Below are 14789 nucleotides of genomic sequence, written 5' to 3' on the forward strand. Positions count from 1 at the left end.
AAAGTGGGGCAATGCGCACCGAGGACGTCCTGGCCGCGATCGCGACCGGCCTGTGGCGCTGGGACAACGCGTCCGGGATCGTCTCGCTCGACGCCGAGGCGGCCCGGCTCCTCGGGCTGCCCGCCGAGTCCGTCCAGCTCACCGAGGCGGCCGTACGGGCCCGTTTTCACCCGGTCGACTGGAACGAGATCGACGGGGTCGTCCATCTGGCCGTCGCCGAGGACACCCTCGCCGAGGCCAGGCTGCGGATCATGGACGGGCACGGCCGGGTGATCCGTACCGTACGGAGCAGGTCGAAGCCGCTCATCGAGGGTGACGACTACCAGCTGGTCGGCACCCTCCAGGAGGTCGCCGAGCAGCTCCCCGGCACCGCCGCGCACACCCCGATCACCGGCGACTGGCGCCGCTCCCGCGAGGCCTTCCTGCTCGACGCGGGGCGGGCGCTCGCCGAGGCCCGGTCGACGGCCGAGGTCCTGCGGGTGGCGGCCTCGCTCTCCATGCCGGGCTTCTCCCCCGACGGGCTCGCCGTCTTCGGCGTGGCCGGCGACCGGCTGACCGTCATCGGCCACCACGGACACGACCAGGGCGACGAGGGACCGTTCTCGTCGATGTCGCTCGACACCGACTACCCGGCGGCCGAGGTCGTACGGAACGGGCGGGCGATCTACCTGCCGACGCCGGACGAGTACCTGCGCCGCTACCCCACGACCTGGCCGCTCGCCCAGCGCTTCGGCCGCCGCTCCTGGGCCTTCGTGCCGCTGGTCGTCGCCGGGCGCACCATGGGCGCCTGGATGGCCGCCTTCAAGCACCCGGTCGCCTTCACGCCCGACGAGCGCTCGGTGCTCACGACGGTGGCGCGGATGCTCGCGCAGGCCCTCGCGCGCGCCGGGGTGGCCGAGTCGGAGCGCGAGCTGTCCCTGGGGCTCCAGCGGACGATGATGCCGGTCCTCGGCCCCGGCATCCCCGGCATCCAGGTCGCCGCCCGGTACGTGCCGACCGGTGGCGGGCTCCAGGTCGGCGGCGACTGGTACGACATGATCCGGCTGCCCGGCGGCACGTCCCGCACCGGCGGCCACGGCGCCGGGCGCATCGCCCTCGTCATCGGCGACGTCCAGGGCCACGACGTGCGGGCGGCGGGCCTGATGGGGCAGCTGCGGATCGCCCTCCGCGCGTACGCCTCCGAGGGCCACCGGCCGGACGCGGTGCTCTCGCGGGCCTCGCGCTTCCTGTACGGGATCACGGACGACGACGGGGAGAACGGCGGCCCGCGCTTCGCGACCTGCCTCTACCTGGAGGTCGACCTGGAGACGGGCACCGTCGACATCGCCCGGGCGGGCCATCCGGACCCTGCCGTACGGATGAACGACGGAACGGTCCTCCTGAGGCCCACGGCCGGCGGGCTCCCGCTCGGCATCGTCCCCGACACGGACTACCCCACGACCCGGCTCACCCTGGATCCCGGCGAGACGCTGATGATCTGCACCGACGGCCTCCTGGAGACCGGCGGGCACGACCTGGACACCGGCTGGGAGCGGGTCAGGAAGATCCTGGAGTCCCACGACGGCGAGGACCTGGAGCAGCTCGCCGACACCCTCGTCGAGGCCGTCCACGGCCCCGGCTCGCACCACACGACGGGCCCGCTCGCCGACCGCCGCGAGGACGACATCGCGGTCCTGCTGCTCTCCCGCCGGCCCGTGGGCCCGGTGGTGGAGGCCCCGCGCCGCACCCTGATGACGATCGCCCAGGCGGAGCCGGAGCGGATCGCCGAGGCCCGCGAGCAGCTGCGGCAGCTGCTGCACGACTGGGCGGACGAGGAGCAGCTCGACTCGGCGGTCCTGATGGTCTCCGAGATGACCACCAACGTCCTCGTCCACACGGACGGTGACGCCCTCCTGGTCGCCGAGGTCGCCTGCGCGGAGGAGGGGCGGCGGCTGCGCGTGGAGGTCTCCGACCAGAGCGACGAGCTGCCGCACAAGCGGCACCCGGGCGAGATGGCGTCGAGCGGCCGGGGCCTGATGCTGATGGAGATGCTGGCGGACGCGTGGGGCGTCGACCCGCGGGGCGAGGGCAAGTCGATCTGGTTCGAACTGAACGAGCGACCGTCGGGGAAGGGCTGCTGCGGGTAGGAGGCGCGGCGGGGCCCCGCCCGCTTCCACCGGCGCGCGGCGCGCCTCGCACGACCGCGCGGCGCCTCGCACGGCGCGCGCCCCTCCCCCGTACGGCGCAGACTGGTGTCGTACGGCCGCCCGGGGGGACCACGGAGTTCGCCATGGACACCCACAAGGTCGGCAGTGACACCACCGTGCTGGCCGACAGCCTCGAAGTCCCCGGGATCGGGCACATCCCCGCCAACGCCTACGTCCTGACCGCCGCCGAACCGGTCGTCGTCGACACCGGCCTCTCGGTCGAGGACCGTGACTTCGTCGCGGCGCTCGGCGAGGTCATGGACCCGGCCGACGTGCGCTGGATCTGGCTCACCCATCCCGACCGCGACCACACGGGCGGGATCTTCGACCTGCTCGACGCCGCCCCGCACGCGCGCGTGGTCACGACCTTCGTCGGCGCGGGCATCATGACGACCGAGCGGGCGCTGCCCATGGACCGGGTGTACTTCCTCAACCCGGGCCAGTCCCTCGACGTGGGCGACCGCGCGCTGCACGCCTTCCGGCCGCCGCTCTTCGACAACCCGGCCACCGTCGGCTTCTACGACGACCGGACCCGGATCTGCTTCAGCTCCGACTGCTTCGGCGGCCCGATGCCGAGCGCCGAGATCGCGGAGAGCGGGCACGCGAGCGACCTCAAGCCGGAGGACCTGCGGCAGGCGCAGCTGCTGTGGGCGTCGATCGACAGCCCGTGGGTGCACATCGTGGACCCGGAGAAGTACCGGGCGACGATCGCGCCGCTGCGGGAGATGAACCCGGAGATCGTGCTGTGCACGCACCTCCCGCCGGCCGTACGGATGACGGACCGGATGCTGGAGACGCTCGCGCTGGCCCCGGACGCCGACCCGTTCGTCGGCCCCGACCAGGTGGCCCTGGAACAGCTCCTGGCCTCCTTCGAGCCGGGCGGGATGGCAGCGGCCTGATCGACGAGACACCCCTAGGCGGTGCCCTCAGGCGCCGCCGCGGTTCCCTCCGGCGGCGCGTCGCGGGGCACCTCGTACCGCGAACGCAGCTCACCGAGGATCCCCGTCGCCGCGGCGGTCAGCGGTACGGCGAGCAGCATCCCGAGGATGCCGGCGACGGACGCGCCCGCCGTGATCGCCAGCATGACCGCGGCGGGATGCATCTGCACGGTCTTGCTCTGCACGAAGGGCTGCAGGACGTTCCCCTCCAGGACCTGGACGGCCAGGACGATGCCGAGCACCCACAGCGCGATGGCGAAGCCCCGGTCGGCGAGGGCGACGAGGACGGCGACGGCGCCGGAGAGGAAGGCCCCGAGGTACGGGATGTACGCGGTGACGAAGACGAGCGCGGCGAGTCCCACCGCGCCCGGCACGTCGAGGACGAGCAGTCCCGCGCCGATGATGACCGCGTCGACCAGGGCGACGAAGGTCGTCCCGCGCATGTACCCCTCGACGGCCTCGAACGCCCGGCGGGCCATGGCTTCGACGAGGTCGCCGGTGGCGCGGGGGGCGAGGGAGCGCAGGGCGCCGGCGGCGCGGTCCCCGTCCTTCAGGAAGAAGAAGATGAGGAGCATCGCGAGGACGGCGGTGGCCATCATCTCGCCGACGACGCTGAGGCCGCTGATCACCCCGGAGGCGGCGGTGCCGCCGAACCGCTTGAGGAGGCCCTCGGCGTTCGCGGCGAGGTCGTCGAGGGAGGTGCCGGCCGCGCCGAAGTGCTTCGCGATGTCCTCGGCGGCCTGCCGCAGCGAGTCGACGATCTGACTGCCGCTCTCGATGAGCGCGAGGACGACGATGTACGTGGCGCCGCCGACGACCGCGACGACGGCGACGACGGTGAGCGCGGCGGCGAGCGCCTTCCGCACCTTCATGCGGAGCAGCCGCCGGTAGAGCGGCCCGAGGAGGGCGGTGCCGAGGATCGCGAGGAGGACGGGGGTGACGGCCGTCTGGAAGAAGATGCACAACCAGATGCCGACGGCGGCGACCCCCGCGGCGAGCAGCAGGACGACACACCAGGCGGCGAAGCGACGGGCGGGTTCGGGGAGGAGCGCTCTGGTCGTCTGCACCCGTCCACCGGACCACGCGCTTCGGCGTGTCGTCGCGCGCTGACGGCCGTACGGGTGACATCCCGTCAGTGACCGGCCGGTGATCCGTCAGCGCGCTCCCCGCACTCCCTTACCGCTAGGCGCCCGTAACGCTGTTCACCTACTCGCCCGTACCGCCACTCGCCCGTCCCTTGATTCGCTCTCCCGTCATCCGCTCATCCCGTCATTCGCCCATCCCGTCATTCGCCCATCCCGTCATTCGCCCATCCCGTCATTCGCCCATCCCGTGCACCGCCGGGATCGTGCCGAGCCGGCCCGCCTGGAAGTCCTCGAAGGCCTGGCGGAGTTCGTCCTGGGTGTTCATGACGAACGGGCCGTAGTGCGCCATGGGCTCGCGGATCGGCAGGCCGCCGAGGAGCACGACCTCCAGGTCCGGGGTGTTCCCGTCCTGCTTCTCGTCGGCGCGCAGGGTGAGCGCGCCGCCCTTGCCGAAGACGGCGGTCTGGCCCGTGCGGACCGGGCGGCGCTCGGCGCCGACGGTTCCGCGGCCGGCCATGACGTACGCGAGGCCGTTGAAGTCCTCGCGCCACGGCAGGCTGATCTCGGCGCCCGGCCGCAGGGTGGCGTGGATCATCGTGATGGGGGTGTGGGTGATGCCGGGGCCCTCGTGGCCGTCGAGCTCGCCCGCGATGACGCGGAGCAGCACGCCGCCGTCGGGGGAGGTGAGCAGCTGGACCTGGCCGCCGCGGATGTCCTGGTAGCGGGGGGCCATCATCTTGTCGGCCGCGGGCAGGTTCACCCAGAGCTGGAGCCCGTGGAAGAGTCCGCCGCTGACGACGAGGGCCTCCGGCGGGGCCTCGATGTGGAGGAGGCCGGCGCCCGCGGTCATCCACTGGGTGTCACCGTTGGTGATGGTGCCGCCGCCGCCGTTGGAGTCCTGGTGGTCGAAGGTGCCGTCGATGATGTAGGTGACGGTCTCGAAACCGCGGTGGGGGTGCCAGGGCGTGCCCTTGGGCTCGCCGGGGGCGTACTCCACCTCGCCCATCTGGTCCATCATGATGAACGGGTCGAGGTACTGGTAGTTGATCCCGGCGAACGCGCGTCGCACCGGGAATCCCTCGCCCTCGAAGCCGGACGGGGCCGTGGTGACGGCCAGCACGGGGCGGGAGACGGCGTCGGCCGGGGCGGCGACGCGCGGCAGGGTGAGCGGGTTCTCGACAGTCACAGCGGGCATGACCGGACCTCCTAGGTGTGACCTTGTATGTCCACTTTAGTTGAACGCTGAACTTTCTGCCACCAGGAACGCGGAACGCCCGGGAGGAATTCCTCCCGGGCGCCTCATGAGGTCAAGGATCGGTCAGCCGTACATCCGGCGCATCGCGTAGTCGACCATCTGCTCCACGGCCTTCGCGTCGAAGACCATGCGGTGGTCGCCCTCCATGTCGAGAACGAAGCCGTAGCCGGTCGGCAGCAGGTCGATCACCTCGGCGCCGGTGATGACGAAGTACTTCGACTCCTTGCCCGCGTACCGCCGCAGCTCCTTGAGCGAGGTGAACATCGGGATCACCGGCTGCTGGGTGTTGTGCAGGGCCAGGAAGCCGGGGTTGTCGCCACGCGGGCAGTAGACCTTGGAGGTCGCGAAGACCTGCTGGAAGTCCTCGGGGGCGAGGGTGCCGGTGGTGAAGGCCCGTACGGCGTCGGCGAGAGACGGAGGCGAGGGCTCCGGATAGAGCGGGGGCTGCTGCGCGTACCCCTGCTGCGGCGGGGCGTACTGCTGCTGGGCACCCGGATTCTGGTCGTAGCCGTACATGGGTCCTGAGCCTACTGCGTCACAGATGGCCCGTAAGGGGTTGCTCTTATTACCGACGGGTAGCATCATCGGAGAGAGCGTGTTGCTACTCGCTGGTACGTGTAAGAGGAACCTGCCTCCCCGAGCCTTTACGGAGCCGTCGCCATGGGGCACTACAAGTCGAATCTCCGCGACATCGAGTTCAACCTCTTCGAGGTCCTCGGCCGCGACAAGGTCTACGGCACCGGTCCGTTCGAGGAGATGGACGTCGAGACCGCCAAGAGCATTCTCGACGAGATCCGTCGCCTCGCCGAGAACGAGCTCGCGGAGTCCTTCACCGACGCCGACCGCAACCCGCCGGTCTTCGACCCGGAGACGAACACCGCCCCCGTCCCGGCCTCCTTCAAGAAGTCCTACAAGGCCTTCATGGACTCCGAGTACTGGCGCCTCGGCATCCCCGAGGGCATCGGCGGCACCGTCGCCCCGCGCTCCCTCGTCTGGGCCTACGCGGAGCTGCTGCTCGGCGCGAACCCGGCCATCTGGATGTACTCCTCCGGCCCGGCCTTCGCCGGCGTCCTCTACAACGAGGGCAACGAGGCGCAGAAGAAGGTCGCCCAGATCGCGGTCGAGAAGCGCTGGGGCTCCACCATGGTCCTCACCGAGCCCGACGCCGGTTCCGACGTCGGCGCCGGCCGCACCAAGGCCGTCCAGCAGGAGGACGGCTCCTGGCACATCGAGGGCGTGAAGCGCTTCATCACCTCCGGTGAGCACGACATGGAGGAGAACATCCTCCACTACGTCCTCGCCCGCCCCGAGGGTGCCGGCCCCGGCACCAAGGGCCTCTCCCTCTTCCTCGTCCCGAAGTACGAGTTCGACTGGGAGACCGGCGAGCTCGGCGCCCGCAACGGCGTCTACGCCACCAACGTCGAGCACAAGATGGGCCTCAAGGCCTCCAACACGTGCGAGATGACCTTCGGCGACCGGCACCCCGCCAAGGGCTGGCTCATCGGCGACAAGCACGAGGGCATCCGCCAGATGTTCCTCATCATCGAGTTCGCCCGCATGATGGTCGGCACGAAGGCGATCTCCACCCTCTCCACGGGCTACCTCAACGCCCTGGAGTACGCCAAGGAGCGCGTGCAGGGCACCGACCTGGCCAACTTCATGGACAAGGCCGCGCCCAAGGTCACCATCACGCACCACCCCGACGTCCGCCGCTCGCTGATGACGCAGAAGGCGTACGCCGAGGGCATGCGCACCCTCGTCCTCTACACGGCCTCCGTGCAGGACGAGATCGCCATCAAGGAAGCGGCCGGCGAGGACGTCAAGGCGCTCCACGGCCTGAACGACCTGCTGCTCCCGATCGTGAAGGGCTACGGCTCCGAGAAGGGCTACGAGCAGCTCGCGCAGTCGCTCCAGACCTTCGGCGGCTCCGGCTTCCTGCAGGAGTACCCGATCGAGCAGTACATCCGGGACGCCAAGATCGACACCCTCTACGAGGGCACCACGGCCATCCAGGGCCAGGACTTCTTCTTCCGCAAGATCGTCCGCGACCAGGGCGCGTCCCTGAACGCCCTGTCCGAGGAGATCAAGAAGTTCCTCGCGGTCGGCACCGGCGGCGAGGAGCTGGCCGGCGCCCGCGACGCGCTCGCCAAGGCCGCCGTCGACCTCGAAGGCATCGTCGGCACGATGATCACCGACCTCACCGCCACCGGCGAGGACGTCAGGAACATCTACAAGGTCGGCCTCAACACCACCCGCCTGCTGCTCGCCTCCGGCGACGTCGTCGTCGGCTACCTGCTCCTCAAGGGCGCTGCCGTCGCCGCCGAGAAGCTGGCCGCCGGCGCCACCCCCAAGGACGTCCCCTTCTACCAGGGCAAGATCGCGGCCGCGAAGTTCTTCGCCGCGAACGTCCTGCCGGGCGTCTCCGCCGAGCGCGCGCTCGCCGAGGTCGTCGACGGCTCGGTGATGGACCTGGACGAGGCCGCGTTCTAGTCGTACGTCTCGTACGCACGACGGGTACGCCCACGTCCTGCCGGCACAGCCCGTCCCCGGGGAGGGGGGCGGGCTGTGCTGTTTCCTTTTTCCTTTTGAGGCTCGGTTCGCCTCCGGGGCGCTCCAGCCGGGCTCACGGTCCCGACCGTGCTCGACCCCTCCTTCGTCGGGGCCTCCGCGCGCTCGGGACCGTTCCCCCGGCGCGCCCCTTCGGCTCACTCGCCGGTCCCGGGGGTGAACGTCCTCCGGGGCCCCGCATCCGCATTCCGGTCCCTGACTAAGGTGAACCCATGAGCAGCGCAGCTTCCCGCCCCACGGCCGGCCCCTTCGACCGCGGTCACACCGATGACCTCATGTCCTTCCTGGCGGCCTCGCCGTCGGCGTACCACGCGGTGGCGAGCGCCGCCGGGCGGTTGGAGAAGGCCGGTTTCCGCCGCGTCGAGGAGACCGCCGAGTGGGACGGCACGAGCGGCGGGAAGTACGTGATCCGCGGCGGCGCGATCATCGCCTGGTACGTGCCGGAGGGCGCGGCCGCCCACACCCCGTACCGCGTCGTCGGCGCCCACACCGACTCCCCCAACCTGCGCGTCAAGCCCCGCCCCGACATGGGCGCCCAGGGCTGGCGTCAGGTCGCCGTCGAGATCTACGGCGGGACCCTCCTCAACACCTGGCTCGACCGCGACCTCGGCCTCGCCGGCCGTCTCACCCTCCGCGACGGCAGCCACCACCTCGTCAACGTGGACCGGCCGCTGCTGCGCGTCCCGCAGCTCGCCATCCACCTCGACCGCCAGGCCAACGACGGCCTGAAGCTGGAGCGCCAGCGCCACATGCAGCCCGTCTGGGGCCTGGGCAAGGTCCACGAGGGCGACCTGATCTCGTTCGTCGCCGCCGAGGCCGGCGTCGACGCCGAGGACGTCACCGGCTGGGACCTCATGGTCCATCCCGTCGAGGCGCCCGCCTACCTCGGCCGCGACCGCGAGCTCCTCGCCGGACCGCGCATGGACAACCTCCTCTCCGTGCACGCCGCCGTCGCCGCGCTCGGCTCCCTCGCGGGCCGCGACGACCTGCCGTACATCCCGGTCATCGCCGCCTTCGACCACGAGGAGAACGGCTCCGAGGCCGACACCGGCGCCCAGGGCCCGCTCCTCGGCAACGTCCTGGAGCGCTCGGTCTACGCCCGCGGCGGCTCCTACGAGGACCGCGCCCGCGCCTTCGCCGGCACGATCTGCCTCTCCTCCGACACGGGCCACGCCGTGCACCCCAACTACGCGGAGCGCCACGACCCGACGCACCACCCGCGCGTCAACGGCGGCCCGATCCTCAAGGTGAACGTCAACCAGCGGTACGCCACCGACGGCAGCGGCCAGGCCGTCTTCACCGCCGCCTGCGAGAAGGCGGGGGTGCCCTGGCAGTCCTTCGTCTCCAACAACGACATGCCCTGCGGCACCACGATCGGCCCGATCACCGCCGCCCGTCACGGCATCAAGACCGTCGACATCGGCGTCGCGATCCTCTCGATGCACAGTGCCCGCGAACTCTGCGGCTCCGACGACCCGTACCTCCTGGCGAACGCGCTCGTCGCCTTCCTGGAGGGCTGAGAAAGCGGAAGGGGCCGCCTGTTCCTCTGGAGGAACAGGCGGCCCCTTCTGCTTCCCGGAGACGTCCCGGGTACGTCCGGCGGTCAGTCGTCCATGCCCGCGAGGATCAGCGGCAGACGGGCGGTGCCCGCCTCCGTGACCTTCAGCGGAACGCCCCAGTCCTGCTGGTGGACGTGGCAGGCCGGGTACTCGTTGTCCGGGTCGTCGTCGCAGGACGCCGCCATCGCGGAGACATGCAGGACGCCCTCCGTGATCTCCGGGTTCAGGTCGAGCTCCCGGAAGAGGTCCGTGCCCGTGCCCTCGCCGCCGAGCAGCAGCTCCGGCGGGGTCGAGGAGACCAGGAGCCGGGTCGCGGGGCCGTACCGGTCGTCCTGCTTCTGTCCGGTCGGGGCCTGGAAGACGACGTCGAGGCGGAGACGGCCGGGGGCGACCTCGGTGGCCTCGCGCCGCGTGCGGTGGGCGACCGCCTCGACCTGGACGGCCTCCTCGGGCAGCCGCAGCCGGGTCAGCCGGTGCCGGGCGGACTCGACGACGACGATGTCGCCGTCGACGAGCACGGCGTCGCTCGGCTCGCGCAGATCGGTCGCGAGGGTCGTCACCTCGCCGGTGGCGGGGTCGTAGCGGCGCAGAGCGTGGTTGTACGTGTCGCTGACGGCGACCGAGCCGTCGGGGAGCGCGGTCACGCCCAGCGGGTGCTGGAACAGGGCCTGGCCGGCGGCGCCGTCGCGGTGGCCGAAGTCGAAGAGGCCGGTGCCGACGGCCGTGTGCACGATCCGCTCGGTGTCGATCCAGCGCACGGCACTGTTCTCGGAGTCGGCGATCCACAGCCGGTCCTCGGTGGCGGCGAGCCCGGACGGCTGCGCGAACCAGGCCTCGGCGGCGGGGCCGTCGACGAGGCCCTCGTTCGTCGTCCCGGCCGCGACCTCGACGGTCCCGCTCTCGGGGTCGTACGTCCACAGCTGGTGGACGCCGGCCATGGCGATCCACACCCTGCCCTGCCACCAGGCCACGTCCCACGGCGAGGACAGGTCGACCTCCAGGGCCGGCCCGGAGGTGGGCGAACCCTGCCACCACTGCTTCCCGGTACCGGCGACCCGCTCGATCTCCCCGGTGGCCGGGTCGAGGACGCGCAGGGCGTGGTTCACGGTGTCGGCGACGACGACCTTGCCGTCGGGCAGCAGGGCGAGCCCCTGCGGCTCCCGGAAGACGCCCTCCCCGATCCGCCGCACCACGGTCTCGCCGTCCGGCGCGAGCTCGACGAGCTGGTGCCGGGTGGTGTCGGAGACGAGGAGGTTCCCGGAGGGCAGCAGGATCGCCTTGCCGGGGAACCGCAGGTCGGTGGCGACGGGCTCCGGCGGCACGTACGGCCCGTCCCCGCGCCGCAGCGTCCCCTTGGCCTCGTGCTCGGCCTCCAGCTCCTCGACGAGCGTCCGGATCGCGTTGGCGTGCCCCTCACCGGCGTGCTGGGCGACGACGTACCCCTCGGGGTCGATCACGACGAGCGTCGGCCAGGCCCGGACGGCGTACTGCTTCCAGGTCGCGAGCTCCGGGTCGTCGAGCACGGGGTGGTGCACCTCGTACCGCTCGACGGCGTCGACGACGGCCTGGTGCTCGGCCTCGTGCACGAACTTCGGCGAGTGCACCCCCACGATCACCAGGGTGTCGCGGTGCTTCTCCTCCAGGTCCCGGAGCTCGTCGAGGACGTGCAGGCAGTTCACACAGCAGAAGGTCCAAAAATCAACAACAACGCACTTACCTCGCAGGTCGGCAAGGGTGAGCTCTTTACCTCCAGTGTTGAGCCAGCCGCCCTTGCCGATCAACTCGGGGGCACGGACACGGGCACGTCGGCGGGGCTCGGGCGCGGGGGCGGGCGCCGGGGCGGCATCGTTCATGCTTCAAGCTTGCCATTCGCGCTGCGTGAGCCGCGTGAGAAGAGACAGGGCGGGGCAGGCATATCCGCGTGAAATATCTCGTACGGGACAAGATCTTCGCGATCGGCGACGACTACTGGATCGAGGACGAGCAGGGCCGCCACGCCTTCCTCGTCGACGGCAAGGCCATGCGGCTGCGCGACACCCTGGAGCTCAAGGACCCCGACGGGCAGGTCCTGATCACCCTGCGCCAGAAGATGCTCAGCCTGCGGGACGCGATGACGATCGAGCGGGACGACCGCCCCCTCGCGAGCGTCCGCCGCAAGCGGCTCTCGCTGCTGCGCAACCACTACCGGGTGACCCTCGTCGAGGGGACCGAACTGGACGTCAGCGGCCGGATCCTGGACCGGGAGTTCACCGTCGAGTACGACGGCGAACTCCTCGCCCACATCTCCCGGCAGTGGTTCCACGTCCGCGAGACGTACGCCGTGAACGTGGTCCGCGAGGACGCGGACGCGGCCCTGCTCGTCGCGGTGGCGGTGTGCGTGATCCGGATGGCCGAGCGGGAGGACTGAACCGGCCTTCAGGAGGACTTCGTCAAGGCCTGCTCCAGGTCCGCCCACAGGTCCTCGACGTGCTCGATGCCGACCGAGATCCTGACCGTGCCCGGGCCGATCCCGGCCGCCGCCAGGGCCTCCGCGTCGAGCTGGTGGTGCGACGTGGAGGCCGGGTGCATCACCAGGGTCTTCACGTCGCCCAGGGAGACGCTCAGCGAGGCCACCCGTACCGCCTCGACGAAGGTACGGCCCGCCTCCCGGCCGCCCACGAGGTCCACCGACACGACCCCGCCGCCCCCGTCGGGCAGCAGCCGCTCGGCGATCGCCCGGTCCGGGTGGCTCGCGAGGGCGGGGTGGCGGACGCCCGCGACCGCCGGGTGCGCCTCCAGCCGGGCGCCGAGCTCGGCCGCGTTCGCGCACTGGCGCGCGATCCGCAGCGACAGGGTCTGCATGCCGCGCAGGGTGAGCCAGGCGGCGAACGGGTCGGTGGACGCGCCCTGTTCGACGGTGTGGTGGCGGACACGGCGGAACAGCTCCGGGTCCTTGAAGACGGCGACGCCGCCGAGGACGTCCGCGTGCCCCGCGAGGTACTTGGTGGCGGAGTGGATGACGATGTCGGCGCCGTGGTGGAGGGGCCGGCAGAGCAGCGGGGAGGCGAAGGTGTTGTCGACGACGACCGGTACCCCCGCCTCGCCGGCGACGGCGGCGAGCGCGGGCAGGTCGGAGACCCGGGTGGTCGGGTTGGCGATGGTCTCCAGGTAGAGGAGACGGGTCTCGGGACGCAGGGCGGCCCGCACCTCCTCCGGGTCCGTGCCGGAGACGTAGGTGACGTCGACGCCCCAGCGCGTGGCCAGGTCGGTGAGAACCGCGTACGTACCGCCGTACAGGCAGGTCTGGGCGACGACATGGCCCCCGCTGCCGAGCAGGCCGTGGAGGACGCCGCTGACGGCGCCCATGCCGGAGGCGAAGGAGAGGCCGGCGGCGCCGCCTTCGAGGCGGGCCACGGCGTCCTCCAGGGTGCGGACGGTGGGGTTGCCGTGGCGGCTGTACATGAACGCGTCGGTGGAGGTGAAGGCCTCGGCGAGGGCGTCGGCCGAGTCGAAGGCGAAGACGTGGCCCTGGTGGAGCGGGACACCGAGCGGCCTGCTGCCCCGGATCTCGACGTGCGGCGGGTGGACGGCGAGGGTCTCGGAGCGAAGCGTCTCGGGACGGGACGCACCTGAGAGGGAAGGGGACGTGGCGGCGGAGTCGGCGTGGCTCATGCGCCCAGTCTGTGGACCCGGCGTTTGCCTTCCCAGGGCCAATCCCGGCAGATTGGTTCGGTAATGGAGCCAATCGACACGTCCGCTGACACCCTGGGTGCGCTGGTCGCGCGCCTCGGCCGCTGGTCGGCCGGGCGCGGCCCGCTCCACCTGCTGCTCGCCGCCCGGCTGCGACAGCTGATCGACGAGGGCGCGCTGCCGCCCGGCGCGCTCCTTCCGCCGGACCGACGGCTCGCGACGGCCCTCGCCGTGGGCCGTACGACGGTGGTCGCCGCGTACGACACCCTGCGCCAGGAGGCGCGGCTGGTACGGCGGCAGGGCAGCGGGACCCGGGTCGCCCCGGCCGCGCTGGCCGCTCCGGCATCCGAGGCGCCCCGCGTGGCGGAGACGTCGAACCCGCTCTTCCTGCACCTCCTGGAGGCGCCGGACGACGTGATCCTGCTGAGCTGCGCCGCGCCCGCGCAGCCGCCGCCCGAGCTGGCGGAGGCGTACCGCTCCCTCGTCCTGCCCGACGCCGACCTCGGCTACCACCCGGCCGGGCTCGGGGCGCTGCGGACGGCGGTCGCCGGGCGGTACGCGGCGCGGGGCGTGCCGACCGGGCCGGAGCAGATCCTGGTCACCACCGGCGCCCAGCAGGCGCTCTCGCTGCTCACCCGGCTGCTGCTCGCCCCCGGCGACGGGGTGCTGGTGGAGGCGCCGACGTATCCGGGGGCGCTCGACCTGTTCCGGGAGGCGGCGGCCGTACCGCTGCCGGTGGCGGTCGGGCCCGACGGCGTGGACGTGGCGGAGGCGGTACGGGTGATGGAGCGTCACCGTCCGGCGCTGGCCTATGTCGTGGCCCGTTTCCAGAACCCGACCGGGACCGTCCTGCCGCCGCTCGCCGGCCGCCGGCTCGTCGAGGCGGCGAACGCGCTGGGCGTGCCGCTCGTGGACGACGAGGTCCTCGCCGACCTGGCGTTCGACACCGGGCCCCAGGAGCCCTCCCTCTCCTCCTACGGCGACGTGATCGCGGTCGGCTCGCTGAGCAAGGTCGTGTGGGGCGGGCTGCGGATCGGCTGGGTCCGGGGCCCGGCGCCGCTGATCGCCCGCCTCGCGCGGCTCAAGGCCCTCCACGACCTCGGCAGCGACCTGCCGTCCCAACTCGCCGCGACCCGCCTCCTCGACGGCTTCGGCCCGGTCCTGGCGGCCCGCACGGCGGCGGTACGAGCGGGCCACGACCACCTCCGGGCCGAGCTCGCCCGCCTCCTGCCCTCCTGGTCCTGCGCACCGGCGACGGGCGGCCAGACCCTGTGGGTACGGCTCCCGCACGGCGACGGCGTGTCCTTCGCCCAACTCGCCCTCCGCCACGGGGTGGCCGTCCTCCCGGGCGCCACGACCGACGCCCTCGGCGGCAGCCTCCGTCACCTCAGGCTCCACTTCCAGGCGCCGCCCGAGGTCCTCACGGAGGCGGTACGGAGGCTGGCGGCGGCCTGGGCGGAGTACACCCCGGGCCCGGAGCCGGAGCGCGCCTCCCTCCATGCGATCGTCGTCTGACGACCGAAGGAACC

General features: G+C 72.1%; 11 protein-coding genes. 6 read left to right on the forward strand and 5 right to left on the reverse strand.

Going from position 1 to position 14789, the window contains the following annotated elements; all coding sequences use genetic code 11:
- Positions 1-11 precede the first annotated feature (11 nt).
- Positions 12-2126 carry a SpoIIE family protein phosphatase gene (locus OG580_RS17370; protein WP_267044593.1) on the forward strand — a complete coding sequence of 705 codons (2115 nt, stop codon included), beginning with the start codon at positions 12-14 and terminating at the stop codon, positions 2124-2126.
- 143 nt (positions 2127-2269) lie between these two features.
- Positions 2270-3085 (forward strand): MBL fold metallo-hydrolase, encoded by an 816-nt coding sequence (locus tag OG580_RS17375; protein ID WP_267044594.1) that lies wholly within the window; start codon positions 2270-2272, stop codon positions 3083-3085.
- A 14-nt stretch (positions 3086-3099) separates the two neighbouring features.
- On the opposite strand, the gene OG580_RS17380 is transcribed toward OG580_RS17375, so the two are convergent.
- The 3 genes from OG580_RS17380 to OG580_RS17390 form a co-directional block, all read right to left on the reverse strand.
- Complete coding sequence (locus tag OG580_RS17380; protein ID WP_267044595.1) at positions 3100-4191, reverse strand: AI-2E family transporter; 1092 nt, start codon at positions 4189-4191, stop codon at positions 3100-3102.
- Positions 4192-4441: 250 nt separating this feature from the next.
- Entirely contained in the window at positions 4442-5404 is a 963-nt protein-coding gene (locus OG580_RS17385; protein ID WP_267044596.1) for a pirin family protein, read from the reverse strand.
- Positions 5405-5527: 123 nt separating this feature from the next.
- Positions 5528-5980: an SseB family protein gene (locus tag OG580_RS17390; RefSeq protein WP_267044597.1), complete on the reverse strand. Its 453-nt coding sequence runs from the start codon at positions 5978-5980 to the stop codon at positions 5528-5530.
- A gap of 144 nt (positions 5981-6124) precedes the next feature.
- Between OG580_RS17390 and OG580_RS17395 the strand changes: the two genes are divergently transcribed.
- Entirely contained in the window at positions 6125-7954 is a 1830-nt protein-coding gene (locus tag OG580_RS17395; protein WP_267044598.1) for an acyl-CoA dehydrogenase, read from the forward strand.
- Between the two features lie 290 nt (positions 7955-8244).
- Positions 8245-9552 carry a M18 family aminopeptidase gene (locus OG580_RS17400; protein WP_267044599.1) on the forward strand — a complete coding sequence of 436 codons (1308 nt, stop codon included), beginning with the start codon at positions 8245-8247 and terminating at the stop codon, positions 9550-9552.
- Between the two features lie 83 nt (positions 9553-9635).
- On the opposite strand, the gene OG580_RS17405 is transcribed toward OG580_RS17400, so the two are convergent.
- Positions 9636-11444 (reverse strand): NHL domain-containing thioredoxin family protein, encoded by a 1809-nt coding sequence (locus tag OG580_RS17405; protein WP_267044600.1) that lies wholly within the window; start codon positions 11442-11444, stop codon positions 9636-9638.
- A gap of 68 nt (positions 11445-11512) precedes the next feature.
- Here OG580_RS17405 and OG580_RS17410 point away from each other — a divergent pair, with 68 nt between their 5' ends.
- On the forward strand, positions 11513-11998 hold the full coding sequence (locus tag OG580_RS17410; protein WP_267044601.1) for an LURP-one-related/scramblase family protein: 486 nt from the start codon (positions 11513-11515) through the stop codon (positions 11996-11998).
- Between the two features lie 8 nt (positions 11999-12006).
- Here OG580_RS17410 and OG580_RS17415 read toward each other — a convergent pair whose 3' ends face one another.
- Entirely contained in the window at positions 12007-13242 is a 1236-nt protein-coding gene (locus tag OG580_RS17415) for a PLP-dependent aspartate aminotransferase family protein (RefSeq protein ID WP_267044602.1), read from the reverse strand.
- Positions 13243-13305: 63 nt separating this feature from the next.
- Between OG580_RS17415 and OG580_RS17420 the strand changes: the two genes are divergently transcribed.
- On the forward strand, positions 13306-14775 hold the full coding sequence (locus OG580_RS17420; RefSeq protein ID WP_267044603.1) for a PLP-dependent aminotransferase family protein: 1470 nt from the start codon (positions 13306-13308) through the stop codon (positions 14773-14775).
- Positions 14776-14789 lie beyond the last annotated feature (14 nt).

Origin of the sequence: Streptomyces sp. NBC_00094, assembly GCF_026343125.1 — a bacterium.
In the GTDB taxonomy this organism is placed as follows: domain Bacteria; phylum Actinomycetota; class Actinomycetes; order Streptomycetales; family Streptomycetaceae; genus Streptomyces.